This is a genomic window from Devosia psychrophila, assembly GCF_000971275.1.
Taxonomy (GTDB): domain Bacteria; phylum Pseudomonadota; class Alphaproteobacteria; order Rhizobiales; family Devosiaceae; genus Devosia; species Devosia psychrophila.
This window is the reverse complement of the sequence record NZ_LAPV01000076.1, coordinates 23,133-39,083: the sequence shown is the minus strand read 5'-3', so window position 1 is coordinate 39,083 and position 15,951 is coordinate 23,133. Positions and strand designations below refer to the sequence as shown.

General features: G+C 62.6%; 15 protein-coding genes and 1 pseudogene. 7 read left to right on the top strand and 9 right to left on the bottom strand.

Features of this window, described 5'->3' with window-relative positions:
* Window position 1: 1 nt before the first annotated feature.
* Genes cobG through WH91_RS06535 form a run of 3 tightly spaced genes read right to left on the bottom strand, consistent with a single transcriptional unit; the run spans window position 2 to window position 2,294 of the window.
* Window positions 2-1,186 carry a precorrin-3B synthase gene (cobG, locus tag WH91_RS06545; protein ID WP_046170193.1) on the bottom strand — a complete coding sequence of 395 codons (1,185 nt, stop codon included), beginning with the start codon at window positions 1,184-1,186 and terminating at the stop codon, window positions 2-4.
* A 41-nt stretch (window positions 1,187-1,227) separates the two neighbouring features.
* The gene (gene cobF, locus WH91_RS06540) at window positions 1,228-1,956 is read right to left on the bottom strand and encodes a precorrin-6A synthase (deacetylating) (protein WP_046170192.1); all 729 of its coding nucleotides are present in this window, start codon (window positions 1,954-1,956) and stop codon (window positions 1,228-1,230) included.
* Entirely contained in the window at window positions 1,953-2,294 is a 342-nt protein-coding gene (locus WH91_RS06535) for an ArsR/SmtB family transcription factor (protein ID WP_046170191.1), read from the bottom strand. Before WH91_RS06535 ends, cobF begins: the two co-directional genes overlap by 4 nt.
* Window positions 2,295-2,391: 97 nt before the next feature.
* Here WH91_RS06535 and copM point away from each other — a divergent pair, with 97 nt between their 5' ends.
* On the top strand, window positions 2,392-2,745 hold the full coding sequence (gene copM / locus WH91_RS06530; RefSeq protein ID WP_046170190.1) for a CopM family metallochaperone: 354 nt from the start codon (window positions 2,392-2,394) through the stop codon (window positions 2,743-2,745).
* 59 nt (window positions 2,746-2,804) lie between these two features.
* Here the strand turns inward: copM and WH91_RS06525 are convergent, their stop codons facing one another.
* Window positions 2,805-3,830: a LacI family DNA-binding transcriptional regulator gene (locus WH91_RS06525; protein ID WP_046170189.1), complete on the bottom strand. Its 1,026-nt coding sequence runs from the start codon at window positions 3,828-3,830 to the stop codon at window positions 2,805-2,807.
* Window positions 3,831-3,967: 137 nt separating this feature from the next.
* On the opposite strand from WH91_RS06525, the gene WH91_RS06520 reads away from it, so the two are divergent.
* From WH91_RS06520 to WH91_RS25310, 5 genes and pseudogenes are all read left to right on the top strand, one after another.
* Complete coding sequence (locus tag WH91_RS06520) at window positions 3,968-5,563, top strand: sugar ABC transporter ATP-binding protein (RefSeq protein ID WP_425285336.1); 1,596 nt, start codon at window positions 3,968-3,970, stop codon at window positions 5,561-5,563.
* Window positions 5,547-6,545 carry an ABC transporter permease gene (locus WH91_RS06515; RefSeq protein WP_046170188.1) on the top strand — a complete coding sequence of 333 codons (999 nt, stop codon included), beginning with the start codon at window positions 5,547-5,549 and terminating at the stop codon, window positions 6,543-6,545. The genes WH91_RS06520 and WH91_RS06515 overlap by 17 nt, the downstream gene beginning before the upstream one ends.
* 103 nt (window positions 6,546-6,648) lie before the next feature.
* Window positions 6,649-7,599, top strand: a complete 951-nt coding sequence (locus tag WH91_RS06510; protein ID WP_046170187.1) for a substrate-binding domain-containing protein — start codon at window positions 6,649-6,651, stop codon at window positions 7,597-7,599.
* A 268-nt stretch (window positions 7,600-7,867) separates the two neighbouring features.
* Window positions 7,868-8,185, top strand: a pseudogene (locus WH91_RS25315) (DUF1428 domain-containing protein).
* Window positions 8,182-8,580, top strand: a complete 399-nt coding sequence (locus tag WH91_RS25310; RefSeq protein WP_342028104.1) for a DUF1428 domain-containing protein — start codon at window positions 8,182-8,184, stop codon at window positions 8,578-8,580. The pseudogene WH91_RS25315 and the gene WH91_RS25310 overlap by 4 nt, the downstream one beginning before the upstream one ends.
* A 38-nt stretch (window positions 8,581-8,618) precedes the next feature.
* Here WH91_RS25310 and WH91_RS06495 read toward each other — a convergent pair whose 3' ends face one another.
* The 3 genes from WH91_RS06495 to WH91_RS06485 are packed head-to-tail and all read right to left on the bottom strand — an operon-like array spanning window position 8,619 to window position 11,471.
* Window positions 8,619-8,819, bottom strand: coding sequence for a heavy-metal-associated domain-containing protein (locus WH91_RS06495; RefSeq protein WP_046170186.1), 201 nt, complete (start codon window positions 8,817-8,819; stop codon window positions 8,619-8,621).
* Window positions 8,812-9,231 (bottom strand): Cu(I)-responsive transcriptional regulator, encoded by a 420-nt coding sequence (gene cueR / locus WH91_RS06490; protein ID WP_046170185.1) that lies wholly within the window; start codon window positions 9,229-9,231, stop codon window positions 8,812-8,814. The genes WH91_RS06495 and cueR overlap by 8 nt, the downstream gene beginning before the upstream one ends.
* Window positions 9,228-11,471: a heavy metal translocating P-type ATPase gene (locus tag WH91_RS06485; RefSeq protein WP_052952635.1), complete on the bottom strand. Its 2,244-nt coding sequence runs from the start codon at window positions 11,469-11,471 to the stop codon at window positions 9,228-9,230. Before WH91_RS06485 ends, cueR begins: the two co-directional genes overlap by 4 nt.
* Before the next feature lie 243 nt (window positions 11,472-11,714).
* Between WH91_RS06485 and WH91_RS06480 the strand changes: the two genes are divergently transcribed.
* Entirely contained in the window at window positions 11,715-12,431 is a 717-nt protein-coding gene (locus WH91_RS06480; RefSeq protein ID WP_046170184.1) for a Crp/Fnr family transcriptional regulator, read from the top strand.
* Between the two features lie 41 nt (window positions 12,432-12,472).
* On the opposite strand, the gene cydC is transcribed toward WH91_RS06480, so the two are convergent.
* A complete protein-coding gene (cydC, locus tag WH91_RS06475; RefSeq protein WP_046170183.1) occupies window positions 12,473-14,122 on the bottom strand; it encodes a thiol reductant ABC exporter subunit CydC in 1,650 nt (549 codons plus the stop codon).
* Window positions 14,119-15,846, bottom strand: coding sequence for a thiol reductant ABC exporter subunit CydD (gene cydD / locus WH91_RS06470; protein ID WP_158409527.1), 1,728 nt, complete (start codon window positions 15,844-15,846; stop codon window positions 14,119-14,121). The genes cydC and cydD overlap by 4 nt, the downstream gene beginning before the upstream one ends.
* Window positions 15,847-15,951: the final 105 nt, after the last annotated feature.

The window sequence follows — 15,951 nt, the reverse complement described above, 5'->3', positions numbered from 1 at the left end:
GTCATCCTTGCGCGCTGGCCAGCACGGCGCCGAGCTGGTCCGCGCGCAACAGCGCCTGTGGCGTATCGCTTGCCCGGCCGCCGATGACAAGGCCATAGCCGTCCGAACGTCCCACCAGCGTCACATCGGCCTTGCCGGGATGCGCGCAGCCCTTGGCGCAGCCCGAGACATGCAGGTTGCTCCCTGCTGGCAACAGCGGGGCCAGCCGCGCCGCCTCGCTACGCGCCGCGATATGGCCGGATGCACAGCCCTCACTGCCGATGCAGGCGCTGATCCGCGTGCGGGGATCGCGCGGGTCGACGATGAACCCGATTTGCGCCGCTTCCTCGATCAGGCTGCCATCCGCACCGATGGCCAGCAGGCTGTGATGCGGCCCCAGCCGGAACTCGCTGATGCCAAAGCGCCAAGCGCCATCCGCCAAGGCCGCGATCGATTCCCAGGCGATGGCGCCAAACGGCAGGCCAAGGCCGGTGGCGGCGCTTTTCCGCAGCCGAAAATGCCCGATAGGTGAGGATGTCGGCAGCGACAACGGCGCCATCGGGTCGACCAGTGTGCCCAGAGCCGCCTCGATGTCTGCCCGCGGCAAGTCCGTGGCGCGACCGGCTGGTCCCAACGCCGCCAGCGCCGTCAGCACGATCCGCGCACAATCCAGTGGCCGCTCAGTCGATCCCAGCAAGGCCACACCCCCAAACACCAGCCAGCGATCCCGAGCCGTCGCAACGAGGCGCAGGTCCGCCTTGAGCGCCTGCAGTCCGATTTGCCCATCGCCATCGACCACCACAGTCACCTTCGGCCCAAGGCGTGCCGTCAGCGGCGCCGCAAGCGTCCTGATCTCGACTGCCAGCGGACGCGGATCGACAAACTCCAGCGTATCGTCACCGGCCAGCGGCGGCGTCTCCACCACGGGCCCAGTTTCCAACGTCACCACCTCGCGCACCTCGCGCGCAAACCGGGCGACGATCGCATCGCTTAGCCCGCGCACCTGCAGGTTACCGCGCGCGGTGATTTCGATCACGCCATTGCCATAGGTGCCGCAAATAGTCGCCAGCTGCTCCAGCCGCAGCGGGTCGATCCGCCCACCGGCGAGCCGAATCCGCGCCAGCAGGCCGTCGCCGGTCTGCATCGGTGCATCGAGCGTAGGGCAGGCGCCGCGACGCTGCGGTGCTATGGGAAGGGCGAATGACATGGAGGCTTTTTAGCGGATTGGCGCGATGGGGGGAACCGCTCTCAGTCCCTCTTGCGCAGCAGATATGTATCCATGATCCAGCCGTGCTTTTCCCGCGCCATCTTGCGGGTCTCGACAATCTGCTGGCGCACTGCGCCCAGCCGCCCCGCGATGGTGATTTCGTCCGGCGTGCCGAGATAGGCACCCCAAAAAATATCCAGTTCGGGATCGGCAGTGAGAAAGGCCGTCTGGCCATCGAGCATCACCACCGTGTCGTCCGTCACCATGCCCAGCCTGCGCCCGGTGGTGATATGCACCGGCTTGCCGATGCGGTTGAGCGCAATGCCATGCGCTGCCGTCAGCGCCTGGATCGAGGTAATGCCGGGGATGATCTCGACGGCATACTCGCCTCGCAGTTTTTCGACGATCCGGATGGTGGAATCGTAAAGGCCGGGGTCGCCCCAGACGAGGAATGCCGCGGCGCCATTGTCCGGCACATCCTCCAGCAGCCCGTTGAAAATACCCGCCAGCGCCTCGTGCCAATCATGCACGCCAGCGCCGTAATCGGGATTGGCCGCATCGCGTTTGGGAACGCGATAACCCACCGTCCGGCTCGCTGGATTGGTGACATAGCGCGCGATGATCTCACGCCGCAGGTCCGCCAGATCAGCCTTGCTCGCGCCCTTGTCCGGCACGAACAACACGTCGGCCCGATTGAGCGCATTGATCGCCTGAACCGTCAGATGCTCCGGACTACCGGCGCCGATGCCCACAATAAGAATGGTCTTCATCGCCGTTCATCATCCGCCGTTTCGGCCAGGAAATCGCCCAGCCGGTCGAGCCGTTTGACCCATAGGGTGCGCCGGTCGTTGATCCACTGCTCGGCAAGGCTCAGCGCCTCGGGCTGAATCTGGCAAGTGCGCACGCGACCCAGCTTCTGCGACGTCACCAACCCCGAACTCACCAGCACCGCCAGATGCTGCACCACAGCCGGCAGCGACATCGCAAAGGGCTTCGCCAGTTCGCTGACCGAGGCAGGGCCATGGCTCAGGCGATCGATCATGGCACGACGGGTGGGATCGGCCAGTGCCTGGAACATCAGGTCGAGATTGGGAGTTTGGTTAAGCATAGAATTAAGTAACAAGCTCGTCTGGCAGCGTCAATGCGCTTGACCTTCCCATGCGGCAATCCTGCATGCTGCTGTCGACACCAGCCAGAGGTGCCTCATGAAGACGCTGTTACTTGCCGCATCCCTTGCCATTGGCCTGGCCATTCCTGCATTGGCGCAGGACCATTCAGGTCACGCCATGCCGGCCGCAACCGGCAATGCGGCCACCGAGGCCTTTATGGCCGCAAACTCCAAAATGCATCAGGACATGTCGGCGGAACTCACCGGCAACGCCGACGTAGATTTCATCCGCAGCATGATCCCGCACCACCAGGGCGCGGTCGAGATGGCGCGCATCGAGCTTGAGCACGGCACCGACCCAGAAGTGAAGGCCCTTGCCGAAGCCATCATCGCCGCGCAGGAGGAAGAAATCGCCTGGATGCAAGCCTGGCTAGCCAAAAACGGCGGCTGACTTTTCTATCTTGGACGAAGGAGCCTCAGCCTCCGTGGCCAAACCATCACCCCACACCATCACTCCCGCGCAGCACGCCCCACCGAGTTCCTGACGATCAGCTCCGCCCGCAGCAGCACTTCCTTCTGCCGGGGCGGTTTGCCTTCCAGCAGTGCCAGCAAGAGGTCCATCGCTTCTTCGCCAATTTTAAGCCGCGGCTGCTTCATCGTGGTCAGCGACGGAGTCACGAAGCTGGCGAAGGAAATATCGTCGAATCCCATCACCGAGAATTCGCGCGGCAGGTCATAGCGCCGCGCGTTGAGCGAGATGATGACGCCGAGCGCCGTCGCGTCATTGACGCAAAGGAACGCCGTCGGCAGCACGTCGCGCACGAACATGTGCTCCGTGGCAGCACGACCGGATTCCGTTGTGCCGTCACCATCAAGGATCAGGCGCGGGTCGATCGGAATGCCTTGGCCCTCCAGCGCCGCGCGATAGCCGCGCTCGCGCAGCATGTTGACCGCCTTGCTGGTCGAGTGGCCGATAAAGGCGATGCGGCGGTGACCCTGCGAAATCAGGTGTTCGGTGGCGACACGCGAGCCCTCGAAATTATCAACGCCCACAAACGGCACATCGCTGTTGCTGACGGGCTCGTTCACCGCCACCATCGGCGGCAGCCGCGCCTCGCCGGCTTCATTGCCAAAGCCATAGGGCAGGTGGCCGGTAAACAGGATCAGCCCGTCGGCCTGGTTGGAGCTGATGAAACGCAGATAATCCGTCTCGCGCGTGGCGTCGTTCTGCGTATTGCCAATCAACACGCCATAACCGCGCTTGCTGGCCTCGGTCTCGAGGCCGACCAGGATATTGGAGAAGTTCGGATCACCCACATCGGGCGCCAGAATCAGGATCATGTTGGACCGGCGCATGCGCAGCGAGCGCGCCATGGCATTGGTTGTATAGCCGGTTTGGGCGACGGCTTCGCTGACGCGACGGCGGGTCTCGTCCGCCACTTTGCGCGGCTCGTTGATAGCACGACTGACCGTGGCGATGGATACGCCGGCGATCGCCGCAACGTCCTCGATAGTGGCCAGCTTTTGGTGCTGCAATTGGCGCTCCGCCCCCGCGGCGGTCCCGCTTTGCTGCCTTTAGCAGAAGGCGCTGGTTGCGCCACAACATTTGCACAAGGCTACACGGTTTCCCGTTTGTGTAAACCTTTACATCATTTATGAAAACCTTTACATCGATGTCACGGATGAAGAGCCCGCGCCAAGCGGACCGCATTCGAGGGAGGGGTTTCACGTTGATTATTGCCCAAGGCACCCCTGCGCCAGCCATTCTGTCAGCGAACAGGATTTCCAAGTCGTTTGGCGAAATTCCGGTGCTGTTCAGCATAGATTTCGATATCAGGCCCGGCGAAGTTCACGCCATCATCGGCGAGAACGGTGCTGGCAAATCTACGCTGATCAAAATCCTCTCTGGCATAGAACAGCCAACCTCCGGCTCGATCGGTTTTGACGGCCAGACCGTGGTCCTGCCCCCCAATGGCGCCGCAGAATCCATGGGCATCGTGCTCATTCACCAGGAGCAAAACCTGGCCGAACACCTGACGGTGGCGGACTCGATCTTCCTCGGCCGGGAACTCAAGAAATTCGGCTTTCTCGAGGTTGGCGAAATGCGCAAACGCGCTCGCGCCGTCATGGAAACGCTGCACGTCCGGATCGATCCGGACGCCCGTATCAATACGCTGTCCGTCGCCGACAAGCAGATGGTAGAAATTGCCAAGGCCATCAGCCGCGACGCCCGCGTGCTGATCATGGACGAGCCGACCGCCGTGCTCTCCGTGGGCGAGACGGAGACCCTGTTCGAACAGATCCGCCGCCTGACCGCACGCGGCGTCGCCGTGATCTTTATCTCCCACAAGCTCGACGAAATCATGGAGCTGGCCGACCGCGTCACCGTGCTGCGCGACGGGCAGTGGATCGCCACCGTCGGCACCGAAGCGCTAACGCCTGATTCCATTGCCCAGATGATGGTCGGTCGCGAACTGTCCAATCTCTACCCGCCCAAGCATGAGCCCGATGTCGATGCGCCGGTGGTGCTGGGGGTGCGCAACCTCGTGGCGACTGGCGTCAAGGATATTTCCTTTGACCTGCGCAAGGGTGAAATCCTAGGCTTCGCCGGCCTGATCGGATCGGGCCGCACCGCCGTCGCCGAAGCCATCGTCGGCCTCAGTCACCGCGATAGCGGCGAAATCACGCTCGACGGCAAGCCGGTCAATTTCACCCGCGTTGCGCAATCGGTCGAAGCGGGCCTCGCCTACATGACCAAGGATCGCAAGGGCAAGGGCCTACTGCTCAACATGGGCCTGCGGCCAAATCTGACCCTGCTCACCCTTAAGCGCCATCTCAAGGCCGGCTTCCTCGATACCGCCAGCGAAAGCCGGGCGCTGGAGCGGGCGGTGCGCCGTTTCGATATCCGCGCGCGCGATGCCACGGTGGCTGTCGGTCGCCTGTCGGGTGGCAACCAGCAGAAACTGATGCTGGGCAAGACCATGGAAAGCGAGCCGGACATCATCATCATGGATGAGCCGACCCGCGGCATCGATGTCGGCACCAAGCAGCAGATCTATCATATCATCGCCGCTCTCGCCGCCGAGGGGAAATCGATCATCGTCATCTCCTCCGAGATGCAGGAAGTAATCGGCCTCTGCCATCGCGTGGTGGTGATGCGCGAGGGGCGCCTCGCCGGGCTGCTTGAAGGCGCCGAGATTACCGAAGCAGAAATCATGCGGTACGCCGCCGGCATCAAGCAGAGTGGACACGATGAGCGCAGCGTCTGATATTTCCGAAAAACCCAAGCGCGGCTTCCGCCTCGAGCTCAAGACGGTCGGCCCTTTGCTGGCCCTGCTGCTGCTGGTCCTGCTCGGCATCTCGCTCAACGAGAATTTCCTGAGCTACAGCAACCTGACCAATGTGCTGGCACGCTCGTCCTTCATCGGCATCATTGCTATCGGCGCAACCTTCGTCATCACCGCTGGCGGTATCGATCTCTCTGTCGGCTCGATGGCGGCAGTGATTGCCGGCCTCATGATCATGGTGATGAATTGGCTCATTCCGACCATGGGCATCGGCTGGGGCGTCGTGCTGGCCGGCATGCTGGCAGGCATTTTGCTCGGCGGCGTGGCTGGTACTTTCAACGGATTGATGATCACCCGAGGCCGCATCGAGGCCTTCATCGTGACGCTGGGCACCATGGGCATCTTTCGCTCGCTGGTGACATTTCTCGCCAACGGCGGCACGCTGTCGCTGAACTTCGATGTCGCCGACGTTTATCGTCCGGTCTATTATGACGGACTGCTCGGCGTGCCTTACCCCATCATCGTCTTCGCGCTGGTGGCCATCGGCGGCGAAATCCTAATGCGTCGGACTGCTTTCGGCCGCCACTGCGCTGCCATCGGCTCCAATGAGCAGGTCGCCCGATATTCCTCGATCAACGTCGATAACGTCCGCCTGCTGACCTACATTCTGCAGGGCTTGCTGGTCGGCGTCGCGGTGCTGCTTTATGTGCCGCGGCTTGGCTCGGCCTCCAGCACCACGGGCGTGCTGTGGGAGCTTGAGGCCATTGCCGGCGTGATCATCGGCGGCACCACCCTTAAGGGCGGCTATGGCCGCATCTGGGGCACCGTGGTGGGCGTCGTTATCCTCGGCCTGATCGGCAATATTCTCAATCTGCAGAGCCTGATCAGCCCCTATCTCAACGGGGCGTTCCAGGGCGTCATCATCATTCTCGCCGTGCTGCTGCAACGCGGCAAGCGCACCTAGCGACCACAATTTCCGGCGCCGCTCGCAAGGTCATCAAGCACCGGGTGGCATCGGGGAATACGAAGTTACATCGCCCGAAAAGGGCACTTACGGGAGGACTGAAATGAAACTGGTAAAATCCCTTTTGGCGACGGCCATCGTGGCCGGCAGCCTGGGCGGCGTCGCCGTGGCGCAGGACAAGGTCACCATCGGCGTCTCCGTGCCGGCGGCCGACCATGGCTGGACCGGCGGCGTGAATTACTTCGCCCAGCAATCCATCGATCGCCTCAAGACCACCTATCCCAACGTCGAGTTCGTGTTTGCTTCGGCCCCCGATGCGCCCAAGCAGATCGCCGATATCGAAGACATGGTTTCGACCCGCAATATCGATGCCCTCGTCATCCTGCCGGGCGATCCCGATGCGATGACCTCGGCCATCAAGCAGGTCAAGGATGCCGGCAAGTTCGTCACCGTGGTCGATCGCCAGCTGTCGATCACCGGTGTCGAAAACCTCTATGTGGCCGGCGACAATCCCGGCCTCGGTGCCAACGCCGCTACTTATTTCAAGGAAGCGCTGCCTGAAGGCGGCAACATCGTCATCCTGCGCGGCCTGCCGATCCCGATCGATCAGCAGCGTTTCGACGGTTTCATGAGCGGCATCGAAGGCGGCAACTTCACCGTTCTCGACGACGAATTCGCCAACTGGAACCGCGATGACGGCTTCAAGGTGATGCAGGATTTCCTGACTCGCTTCCCCGACATCAAGGGTGTCTGGACCCAGGACGACGACATCTCCCTAGGCGCTATCGAAGCCATCAAGCAGGCTGGCCGTGAAAGCGAAATGTTCGTCGTCGGCGGCGCTGGCATGCAGCAGATCCTGCAGGCCGTGGCCAATGGCGACGCACTGACCCCCGTCGACGTCAGCTACAGCCCGGCCATGATCGCCACGGCCATCGAGCTGACCACGTCGCACCTCGTCGGTGGCGTGCAGGTTGCCGGTCGCTACATTCTCGACTCGACCCTGATCACCAAGGACAACGCGGCCGACTTCCTGGACGCCGACAGCCCGTTCTGATTTTCGTTCAGAATCCGTTCATCTGGAGGGCGCCCCGCATCGGGCGCCCTTTGCTTTACGCTCACGAGCGTTTGACAACATGCCGCAGGAACGTCGCGTCGTGACCGCCGTTCAGGACATGAGCCTCTGACGACGCCGGACTATTTGGCGCCGTTGAGGCTCACCAAACTCCCATCACATCCCTGCCACGAAATCCTGCGATCTTTTCAAGCAGGAACTTTTGCTGTTTGCTCGGCCTCCTGCCGGCGAGGCAGAAGGGGAGAGAAAAATGACCTATATTTCCGGCTTCGTCGCAGCCGTTCCGGCTGGCAACAAGGACAAGTACAGGAAATTTGCCGAGCACTACGTCGATCGGTTGAAAGGCTGTGGGGCCATGCGGCTGATGGAAGCCTGAGGCGACGATGTGAAGGACGGCGAGCTGACCGATTTCCGCCGCGCGGTGGCCGCCAAGGCGGACGAGGTGGTCGTCTTCTCATGGCAGGAATTTACCGACAAGGCCGCTGCCGATGCGGCCGGCGAAAAGATGAGCAATGATCCAGCCATGGCGCAGATGGAGCCAATATGCCATTTGACGGTGCGCGCTTGATCTATGGCGGCTTCCATGGCGTTCACGAGGTCGGCACGGCTGCTAAACCGGGCTATGTCGATGGTGCGATCATTCCCGTACTGACCGCGCGCAAAGACGACTACAGCGCGCTGCTAAAGCGGCAGGCCGCGATCTTTACCGAGCTGGGCGCGACGCGCTTCATCGATGCCTGGGGCGACAACGTGCCCGATGGAAAGCAAACCGATTTCAAGAAGGCGGTCAACGCCAAGCCAGACGAGACCGTCGTGTTTTCGTTCATCGAATGGCCATCCAAGACCGTGCGCGGTGCGGCTTGGCCGAAGATCTTTCAAGACCCGCGCATGCAGGAGGACAATGCGCCAGGCGATGACACCCGACGCATTTTTGGAGGCTTCCTGCCTCTGCTGGATGCTTGAACGTTCTGACTTCTGAGCCAAAAGAGAAGTAAGAAAAGCTAGGCGGCCTCGGGCGTATAGCCGGCCTCGCGAATGGCGTTTTCGCCCGCCGCCTTGTCGCCGGAAAAGCTTACCTTGTGGGTTGCCAGATCCACCGAGATCTCGGCGCCCAGCAGCGCCTGCTGCAGCGCCTTTGTCACCGTGCCGACGCAATGATTGCAGGTCATGTCGTTGACGATAAACACGGTCTTGTCAGTCATCTCGGTATCTATTCGTTATGGGGCCTTCGCCCGCAAGGTCATCCAGAATCGGGCAGTCCGGCCGCTTGTCGCCGCCGCAGCAATGCGCCAGGTGCTTGAGCGTTTTCACCATCCCCTGCAGCTCGGCAATCTTGGTTTCGAGTGCCGCAATATGGCCGATCGCGATGTCCTTGACCTCGCCGCTGGCCCGCGACTTGTCTTGCCATAGCCCCAGCAGCGTAGCGGTCTCGTCCACCGAAAAACCCAGCGTTCGCGCCCGTTTGACGAAACGCAGGACATGCACCTCGTCGTCGCCATACACCCGATAATTGCTCCCGGTGCGCAGCGGCGCCCGGATCAATCCTATCGACTCGTAATAGCGGATCATCTTCGCCGACACGCCAGTAGCGCTGGAGGCCTCGCCGATATTCATGGGCGTACGCCCTTTATGGTGCGCAAACGTTGCGCATTGGAGACGACGAACACCGAGCTCAGCGCCATGGCGCCGGCGCCGATCATCGGATTGAGCAGAATGCCGAACGCCGGATACAACACCCCCGCCGCTAGCGGTATCAGCAGCACGTTGTAACCAAAGGCCCAGCCGAGATTCTCCCAGATGTTGCGCATCGTCGCCCGGCTCACGGCCAGCGCATTGAGCACGCCGCCAAGATCCCCGCCGAGCAGCACCACATCGGCGCTTTCGATGGCGGCGTCCGTACCGGTACCCACCGCGATGCCGATATCGGCTTCCGCAAGGGCAGGGGCATCGTTGATGCCGTCACCCACATAAGCGACCACGCCAAAAGCCCGCAGCGCCTTGATCGTGGACACTTTTTCGGCCGGCAACACCTCGGCCCGCACCTCGTCGATGCCCAACTGCCGGGCAATCACCTCGGCTGTTCGCCGATTGTCCCCCGATATCATCACGGTCTTCAGCCCAATCGCATGCAGCGCCGCGATCACGGCCTTGCTGGTTGGCTTGATGCTATCGGCAACGACAATGGCTGCTGCCAGCTTGTCATCTATCGCGGCAAACACCGGCGTCTTGCCCGCGTCCGCGAGCTTTTCGATCGCATTTGCGAAGTCCGAAAAATCCAGATGCCCGAGATATCGCTGCGACCCCACCGACACCAGCCGCCCATCGACCCGCGCGGTAACGCCATTACCGGCATGCGACTGGAATTCGGTTGCGACGCCCAGGCTAAGGGCTGCCTTTTCAGCCGCCGCGGCTATAGCAGCCGCAATTGGATGCTCCGACTTGGCCTCCACGGCCGCCACCAGCGCCAGCACCTCGTCATGCTCGAAATCATCGTCGAGGATCAGGTCGGTCAGCGCCGGCTTGCCTTCGGTCAGCGTGCCGGTTTTGTCGAAGGCCACCACCTTGGCATCGCGCAACTGCTGCAGCGCCTCGCTCTTACGGAACAACACGCCGAGCTCTGCCGCCCTGCCAGTGCCGACCATGATCGAGGTCGGCACGGCCAAGCCCATGGCGCAAGGGCAGGCGATGATCAGCACAGCCACCGCATTGACCAGCCCAAATGTATAGGCCGGTTCCGGTCCAAACACCGCCCAGACGCCAAAGGTCAAAACCGCTAGCGCGATGACGGCTGGCACGAACCAAAGCGTGATCTTGTCGACCACCCCTTGGATCGGCAGCTTGCCACCCTGCGCTTCCTCGACCATGCGGATGATCTGCGCCAGCATGGTATCGCCGCCCACCTTGGTGGCGTGGAAGCTGAAGCTGCCCGAGGTATTGAGCGTCCCGCCGACCACCGCAGCGCCGACGGTCTTGGACACCGGCAGGGACTCGCCCGAAATCATTGATTCATCCACATGGCTCGACCCATCGACGATCTCGCCATCGACCGCGATCTTCTCGCCCGGCCGCACCAGGATAATATCGCCCGCCACCACCTGTTCGATCGGCAGCTCCACGGTTTTTCCGTCACGCTGCACCCGCGCGGTCTTGGCCTGCTCGCGCACCAGTCGCTGGATCGCCTCGCCGGTGCGGCCCTTGGCCAGCGCCTCCAGCCAGCGTCCAACGAGGATCAGCGTCACGATGACCGCCGCGGCCTCGTAATAGATATAGCGCGTGCCCTCAGGCAGCAGCTGCGGCGCAAAAGTGGCAACCACTGAGTAGAGGTAGGCCGCACCGGCGCCCAGCGCGACCAGCGAGTTCATCTCCGGCGCACCGCGCAGCAGCGCCGGTATACCTACCTTGAAAAAACGCCAGCCCGGCCCGAACAGCACGATACTGGTGGCAATGAAATACGCCACCCACAGCACCTGCGTCGGAACCAGCGCGGTCAGTGCCATGTGGAACGGCATATAAAGATGGCTGAGCATTTCCAGCACGAATACTGGCAGCGTCAGCACCCCCGCAATCAGCACATCGCGACGAAGGATGGCGGCATCTTCGTCATGGTGATGATGCCCACCGTGATCGTGGACCTCGGGCGTCTTGCTGCCAGTGTACCCGGCTTTGGCGATCGCGCTCAGCAGGGCGTCACCATCACCGCCGTGCACGGTCGCACGCTCGGTCGCCAGGTTCACCGACGCCGATGTCACCCCCGGCACCTTGAGCAGCGACTTCTCCACCCGCAACACGCAGGAAGCGCAGGTCATGCCCGTAATATCGATGGAAAGCGGCTTGGAATGGACGTGTTCGTTCATGGTATTCACCTCGTCCCATCACATATAGACCTTCCCATCATGGGAAGGTCAAGCTTGGAAGCGGCCCGCGGGGACGAATCGCTCCAGTTGAGCGATTTAAGCTAACGAGGCCATGAGAGCTGTGCGCGAGTGTCGGTTGGACTTTTTTTCGGCATCATGCGGCAGGTTGGCACTGCGACAGTTGCGCAACTTATAGGTACCTCGCTCCGCGCCTACATCGGTCTTGTCAGGAGACGATATGCCATGCAGTCCGTCCGCAACGACATCCACACTTCTTCCATTCCCGCGCTGTGCCAAAGCTGCGAGTCGCGCCACCAAGGTATTTGCGCTGCGCTGAACGCCCAGCAACTTTCTGCCCTTTCCAAGCACACGCGCCGCGTCCATCACCATGCCGGCGACCAGCTTCTGGCCGATGCCGAGCCGATTACCAGCTATGGCAATGTGCTGCATGGGGTGGTGAAGCTCTCGAAAATTCTCGAAGACGGCCGCCAGCAAGTGGTGGGCCTGCAGTTTGCGCCCGACCTGCTCGGACGCCTGTTTGCCAACGAAAGCCGGGTGACGGCCGAGGCCGCTTCCGACGTCGATATCTGCATGATCCCCAAGTTGGCGCTCGAAGCGCTGGTGCGGCAAAATCCGGAACTCGAACACCGCGTAATGCTGCAAACCCTGCGCGAGCTCGATGAAGCGCGCGACTGGATGGTGACGCTTGGCCGCAAGACCGCCGCCGAAAAGGTCGCCAGCTTCCTCTATCTGATCGCCAGCCATATCGATCCAGGTGGCGAGGTCACCACCTTCGACCTGCCGCTGAGCCGCGCCGATATCGGCGATTTCCTCGGCCTGACCATCGAGACTGTCAGCCGTCAAATGAGCAAGCTCAAGGCCGACAACGTCATCGAAATCGAAAACTACCGCCACGTCTTGGTCCCCGACCTGGCCCGGTTGCGCGTTCGCTGCGGCTAGACTTTTCTCATTTCGCTCCTCTGGGAAGAGGTGAAGTGGCGCTACCTCAGCATTCCATTCCTCATTTCCAGCACCCGATCCATCGTACCTTCGGGGATCGCCGCATGCGTGACCACGATCACGCTGCAGCCCTTGGCAGCTTTATGCAGCGTTTCGAAAAACGCCACTTCCGCGGTCCGGTCCAGTCCAGTTGTCGGCTCGTCGAGCAACAGAATCCGGGCCGGCGATAGCAGCACGCGCGCTAGGCACAGTCGACGCGCCTGGCCGACCGAAACCGTGCGGCCGCTTTCCCCGAGCAGTGTATCCAGGCCGTTCGTCAGTGCTCGCACAAACTCCTCGACGCCTGCATCGAGCAGCGCCGACCACAACGCTTCGTCATCGGCATCCGGCCGGCCGATCAGCAGGTTGGCGCGGATGGTGTCATTGAACAGCGGGCTGTCCTGACTCAGCAGGGCCAGGCTAGCATGAATATCGGCCTGCCGTAGTTGAGCCAGAGCAGTGCCGCCCAGCGTGATGCTGCCGAGTTGGGGATCGGCGAGACGAAGCAACAGGTTGAGCAAGCTCGACTTGCCGCCGCCACTAGCGCCGGTAATCGCCACATGCTCGCCGGGCAAAATGGTAAGATCGAGATTGGCCAGCACCGGCGGGCCACCATAGCTGAAGGTGACATCGCTCAGAGTGATCGTCGTGTCGGCGGGCAGGGCAGCAGGGGCTGCCGGGTCGGCAACCACCAGAGGCGTTTCTGCAATCGCAGTCAGTCGTTCGGCGGCAGCCATGGCGGTGGTCAGCTTGCTGACGCTGCGCACGATGACGTTGGTGGCCTCAAAGCTGCCCATGATGGCGAGCAGCAGGCCAGCCAGCACAGCGCCGTCGATACTACCCGTTTCGAAAGCCTGCAGACCAAGCCAGAGCGAGCCTACCAACGCCAAAGCTGCCAATACCTGCACGGCAAAACCCGCACAGGCGGTGAAGCTGGCCAGACGCCCCTTGGCGGCAGTGAGCCTGCTGGCGGTATCGACAAAGCCGGCCTGCGCCGTGCCCAGCACGCCATAGACCGTCAGGTCCACGTGCCCCTCGATGCCGTCCAGCACGGCAGCACGCGCATCAGTGGCGCGGCGCACCATATCGCGGCCAGTGCTGCGGCTGGCGAGAACGAGGCCTGTGGGCACCACCAAAACGGCAGCCCCGTAACAGATCCCGAACACCAAAGCGGCGCTCGGCAGCAACCACACCAGCACACCCGTCAGTGCGCCGCCGATAATCAGTGCGGCAGCAATCGGCCCGATGGCGACCAGAAAGGCCGTGTCCAGCGCATCCACATCGGCCGTGAGGCGGCTGACCAGATCGCCATGGCGCAGGCTGCGATCCACCAGTGGCAGGCGCGGAAAAAGCCTGGCAAACAGCCAGCCGCGCAGGTCGGCGAGCAGCCGCAGCGTCGCATCATGGCCGCTGAGGCGCTCGCCATAGCGAGCCAGGATGCGGACAAAGGAGAAGGCCCGCACCAGCGCCGACGGCACGAACAGGTTGAACGCCAGTCCCGCCGTGGTAAGCGCGGCAGAGGTGATGAACCAGCCAGACGTTCCCAGCAGCGCAACGCCCGCGGCCACGGCGACCAGCGACAACAGCAGCGCAAGGGTGAAACCCTTGGCCTGGCTGAGGAGCAGGCTACGAAAGGTAAGGAGCGACTTCATGCGACTTGTCCATGCTTGCGAGCCGGCAGCGGCATGGGCAACAAGGCTTCGCCGGCAATCCGCCAGGCCTTGTCCATGCGGGCGGCAACCGCGAGCGAATGGGTGGTGATGATCAGGGTGCGGCCCCGCGCATAGCGCTTGAGTTCGTCCAGCACGTCCTGCTCCAGCCCTGCATCGAGATGGGCGGTCGGCTCATCAAGCAGGATCAGCCCGGCATCGCGCAGGTAGACCCGCGCCAGAGCAATGCGCTGCGCCTGCCCGCCAGACAACCCCAATCCACCTTCGCCCATGTGGGTATCCAGTCCATCGGGCAGGGCATCGGCGAAACCTGCCACATGGGCCAGTTCAGCCGCGCGCCGAATCTCCGCCAGGCTGGCGCCAGGCCGTGCCAATGCGATGTTGCTTGCCATCGAGCCGGCAAAAATGCGCGGCTTTTGTCCCAGCATGGTTACGCGGCCCCGCAGATTAGACAGCGGCCAATCCGCCAGCGTAAGCTTGTCGAGGGCAATGTCGCCCTCGTATAGTCGCAGCCCGGCGATGGCCTCCAGCAGCGTGGACTTGCCAATGCCGCTCGGGCCGAGAATGGCAATGTGGTCGCCGGGGGCGACGTTGAAACTGCTGTCAGCGAGAATAATCCGGGCATCATCCGGCGTGCGCAGGGTCAGGTTGCTAAGGGCAACGCCAAGCGCTCCCTTGTTACGAATGACCGGAGCATCCACCAGCGTCGATCCTGCCTTGGGCAGTGCGCCGAGCTGCGCCTCGATTTCGCCGATCGCTGCCTTGGCCGATGCGCGATCATGATAATGCGCCGCCAGCAGGCGCAGCGGATTGTAGATTTCCGGCGCCATGAGCAGCAGGAAAAGGCCGAGCTCCAGCGTCATCGGGCTCGAGCGCAAATTCAGGTATTCGATCAGGCTAAGCCCGATATAGAGGGCCACGCCTGCGACCCCAAGCGCCGCGAAGAATTCGAGCACAGCCGAAGACAGGAAGGCGATGCGCAGCACCCGCAAGGTGCGTTTTCGCAGCTCATCGCTGGCGGCAACAATGCCGTCGGTCTCTGCTTCGGCACGCCCGAACAGTTTCAGTGTCACCAGCCCTCGTAATCGATCGGAAAATCGGCCATTTAACAGGCTCAGCGCGCGAGCCTGCTTGTTGGTGGCAACCTGCGCGCCCCAGCCGGCCAGTGCCATGAACAGCGGGATCAGCGGCGCGGTGATGAGAAAAAGCAGGCCGGTCAGCCAGTCCAGCGGCAGTATGATCGCCCCAAAGGCGATAGGCAGAATGGTCGCCCCGACCATGGCCGGCAGGTAGCGCGAAAAGAACGCGTCGAGCGCTTCGACCTGATCGATGATGGCCGACGACGCTGCACCAGATTGCGCCTGCTCGGCCTCCCGTGGCGACCGCGCCAGCAATTGGGCAAACAGTGCATTGCGCAGTCCCGTCTTGATGGTCTCGGCAGCCGCAGTCCCGGCGCGATCACCGATGGCGCCCAACGCGGCACGCACCGACAGGATCATCAGGATCAAACCCACAGACGGCCCCAGCGTCGCAATCGGCGCTCCACCCTCGATGGCCCGTCCTACGACAGCGGCCAGCGTCCAGGCCTGCCACACCAGCAGCGCCCCACCCAGCAGCGGCGCCGCGATCGCGGTGATCAGCCAGCCACCGCCATGTCGGCTTAGCCCCGAAAGCGTCTTGCCATTCTGGCGATCTGTATCTGTCACTGAGCCACCGCGGAGCACGGAACGGTACCCTCCGCCTTGCGGAGAGGGCTAGGGAGGGGGGCGTTTAGCCAGCAAGTATCTGGGCTAATCCACACCCCCGACCCC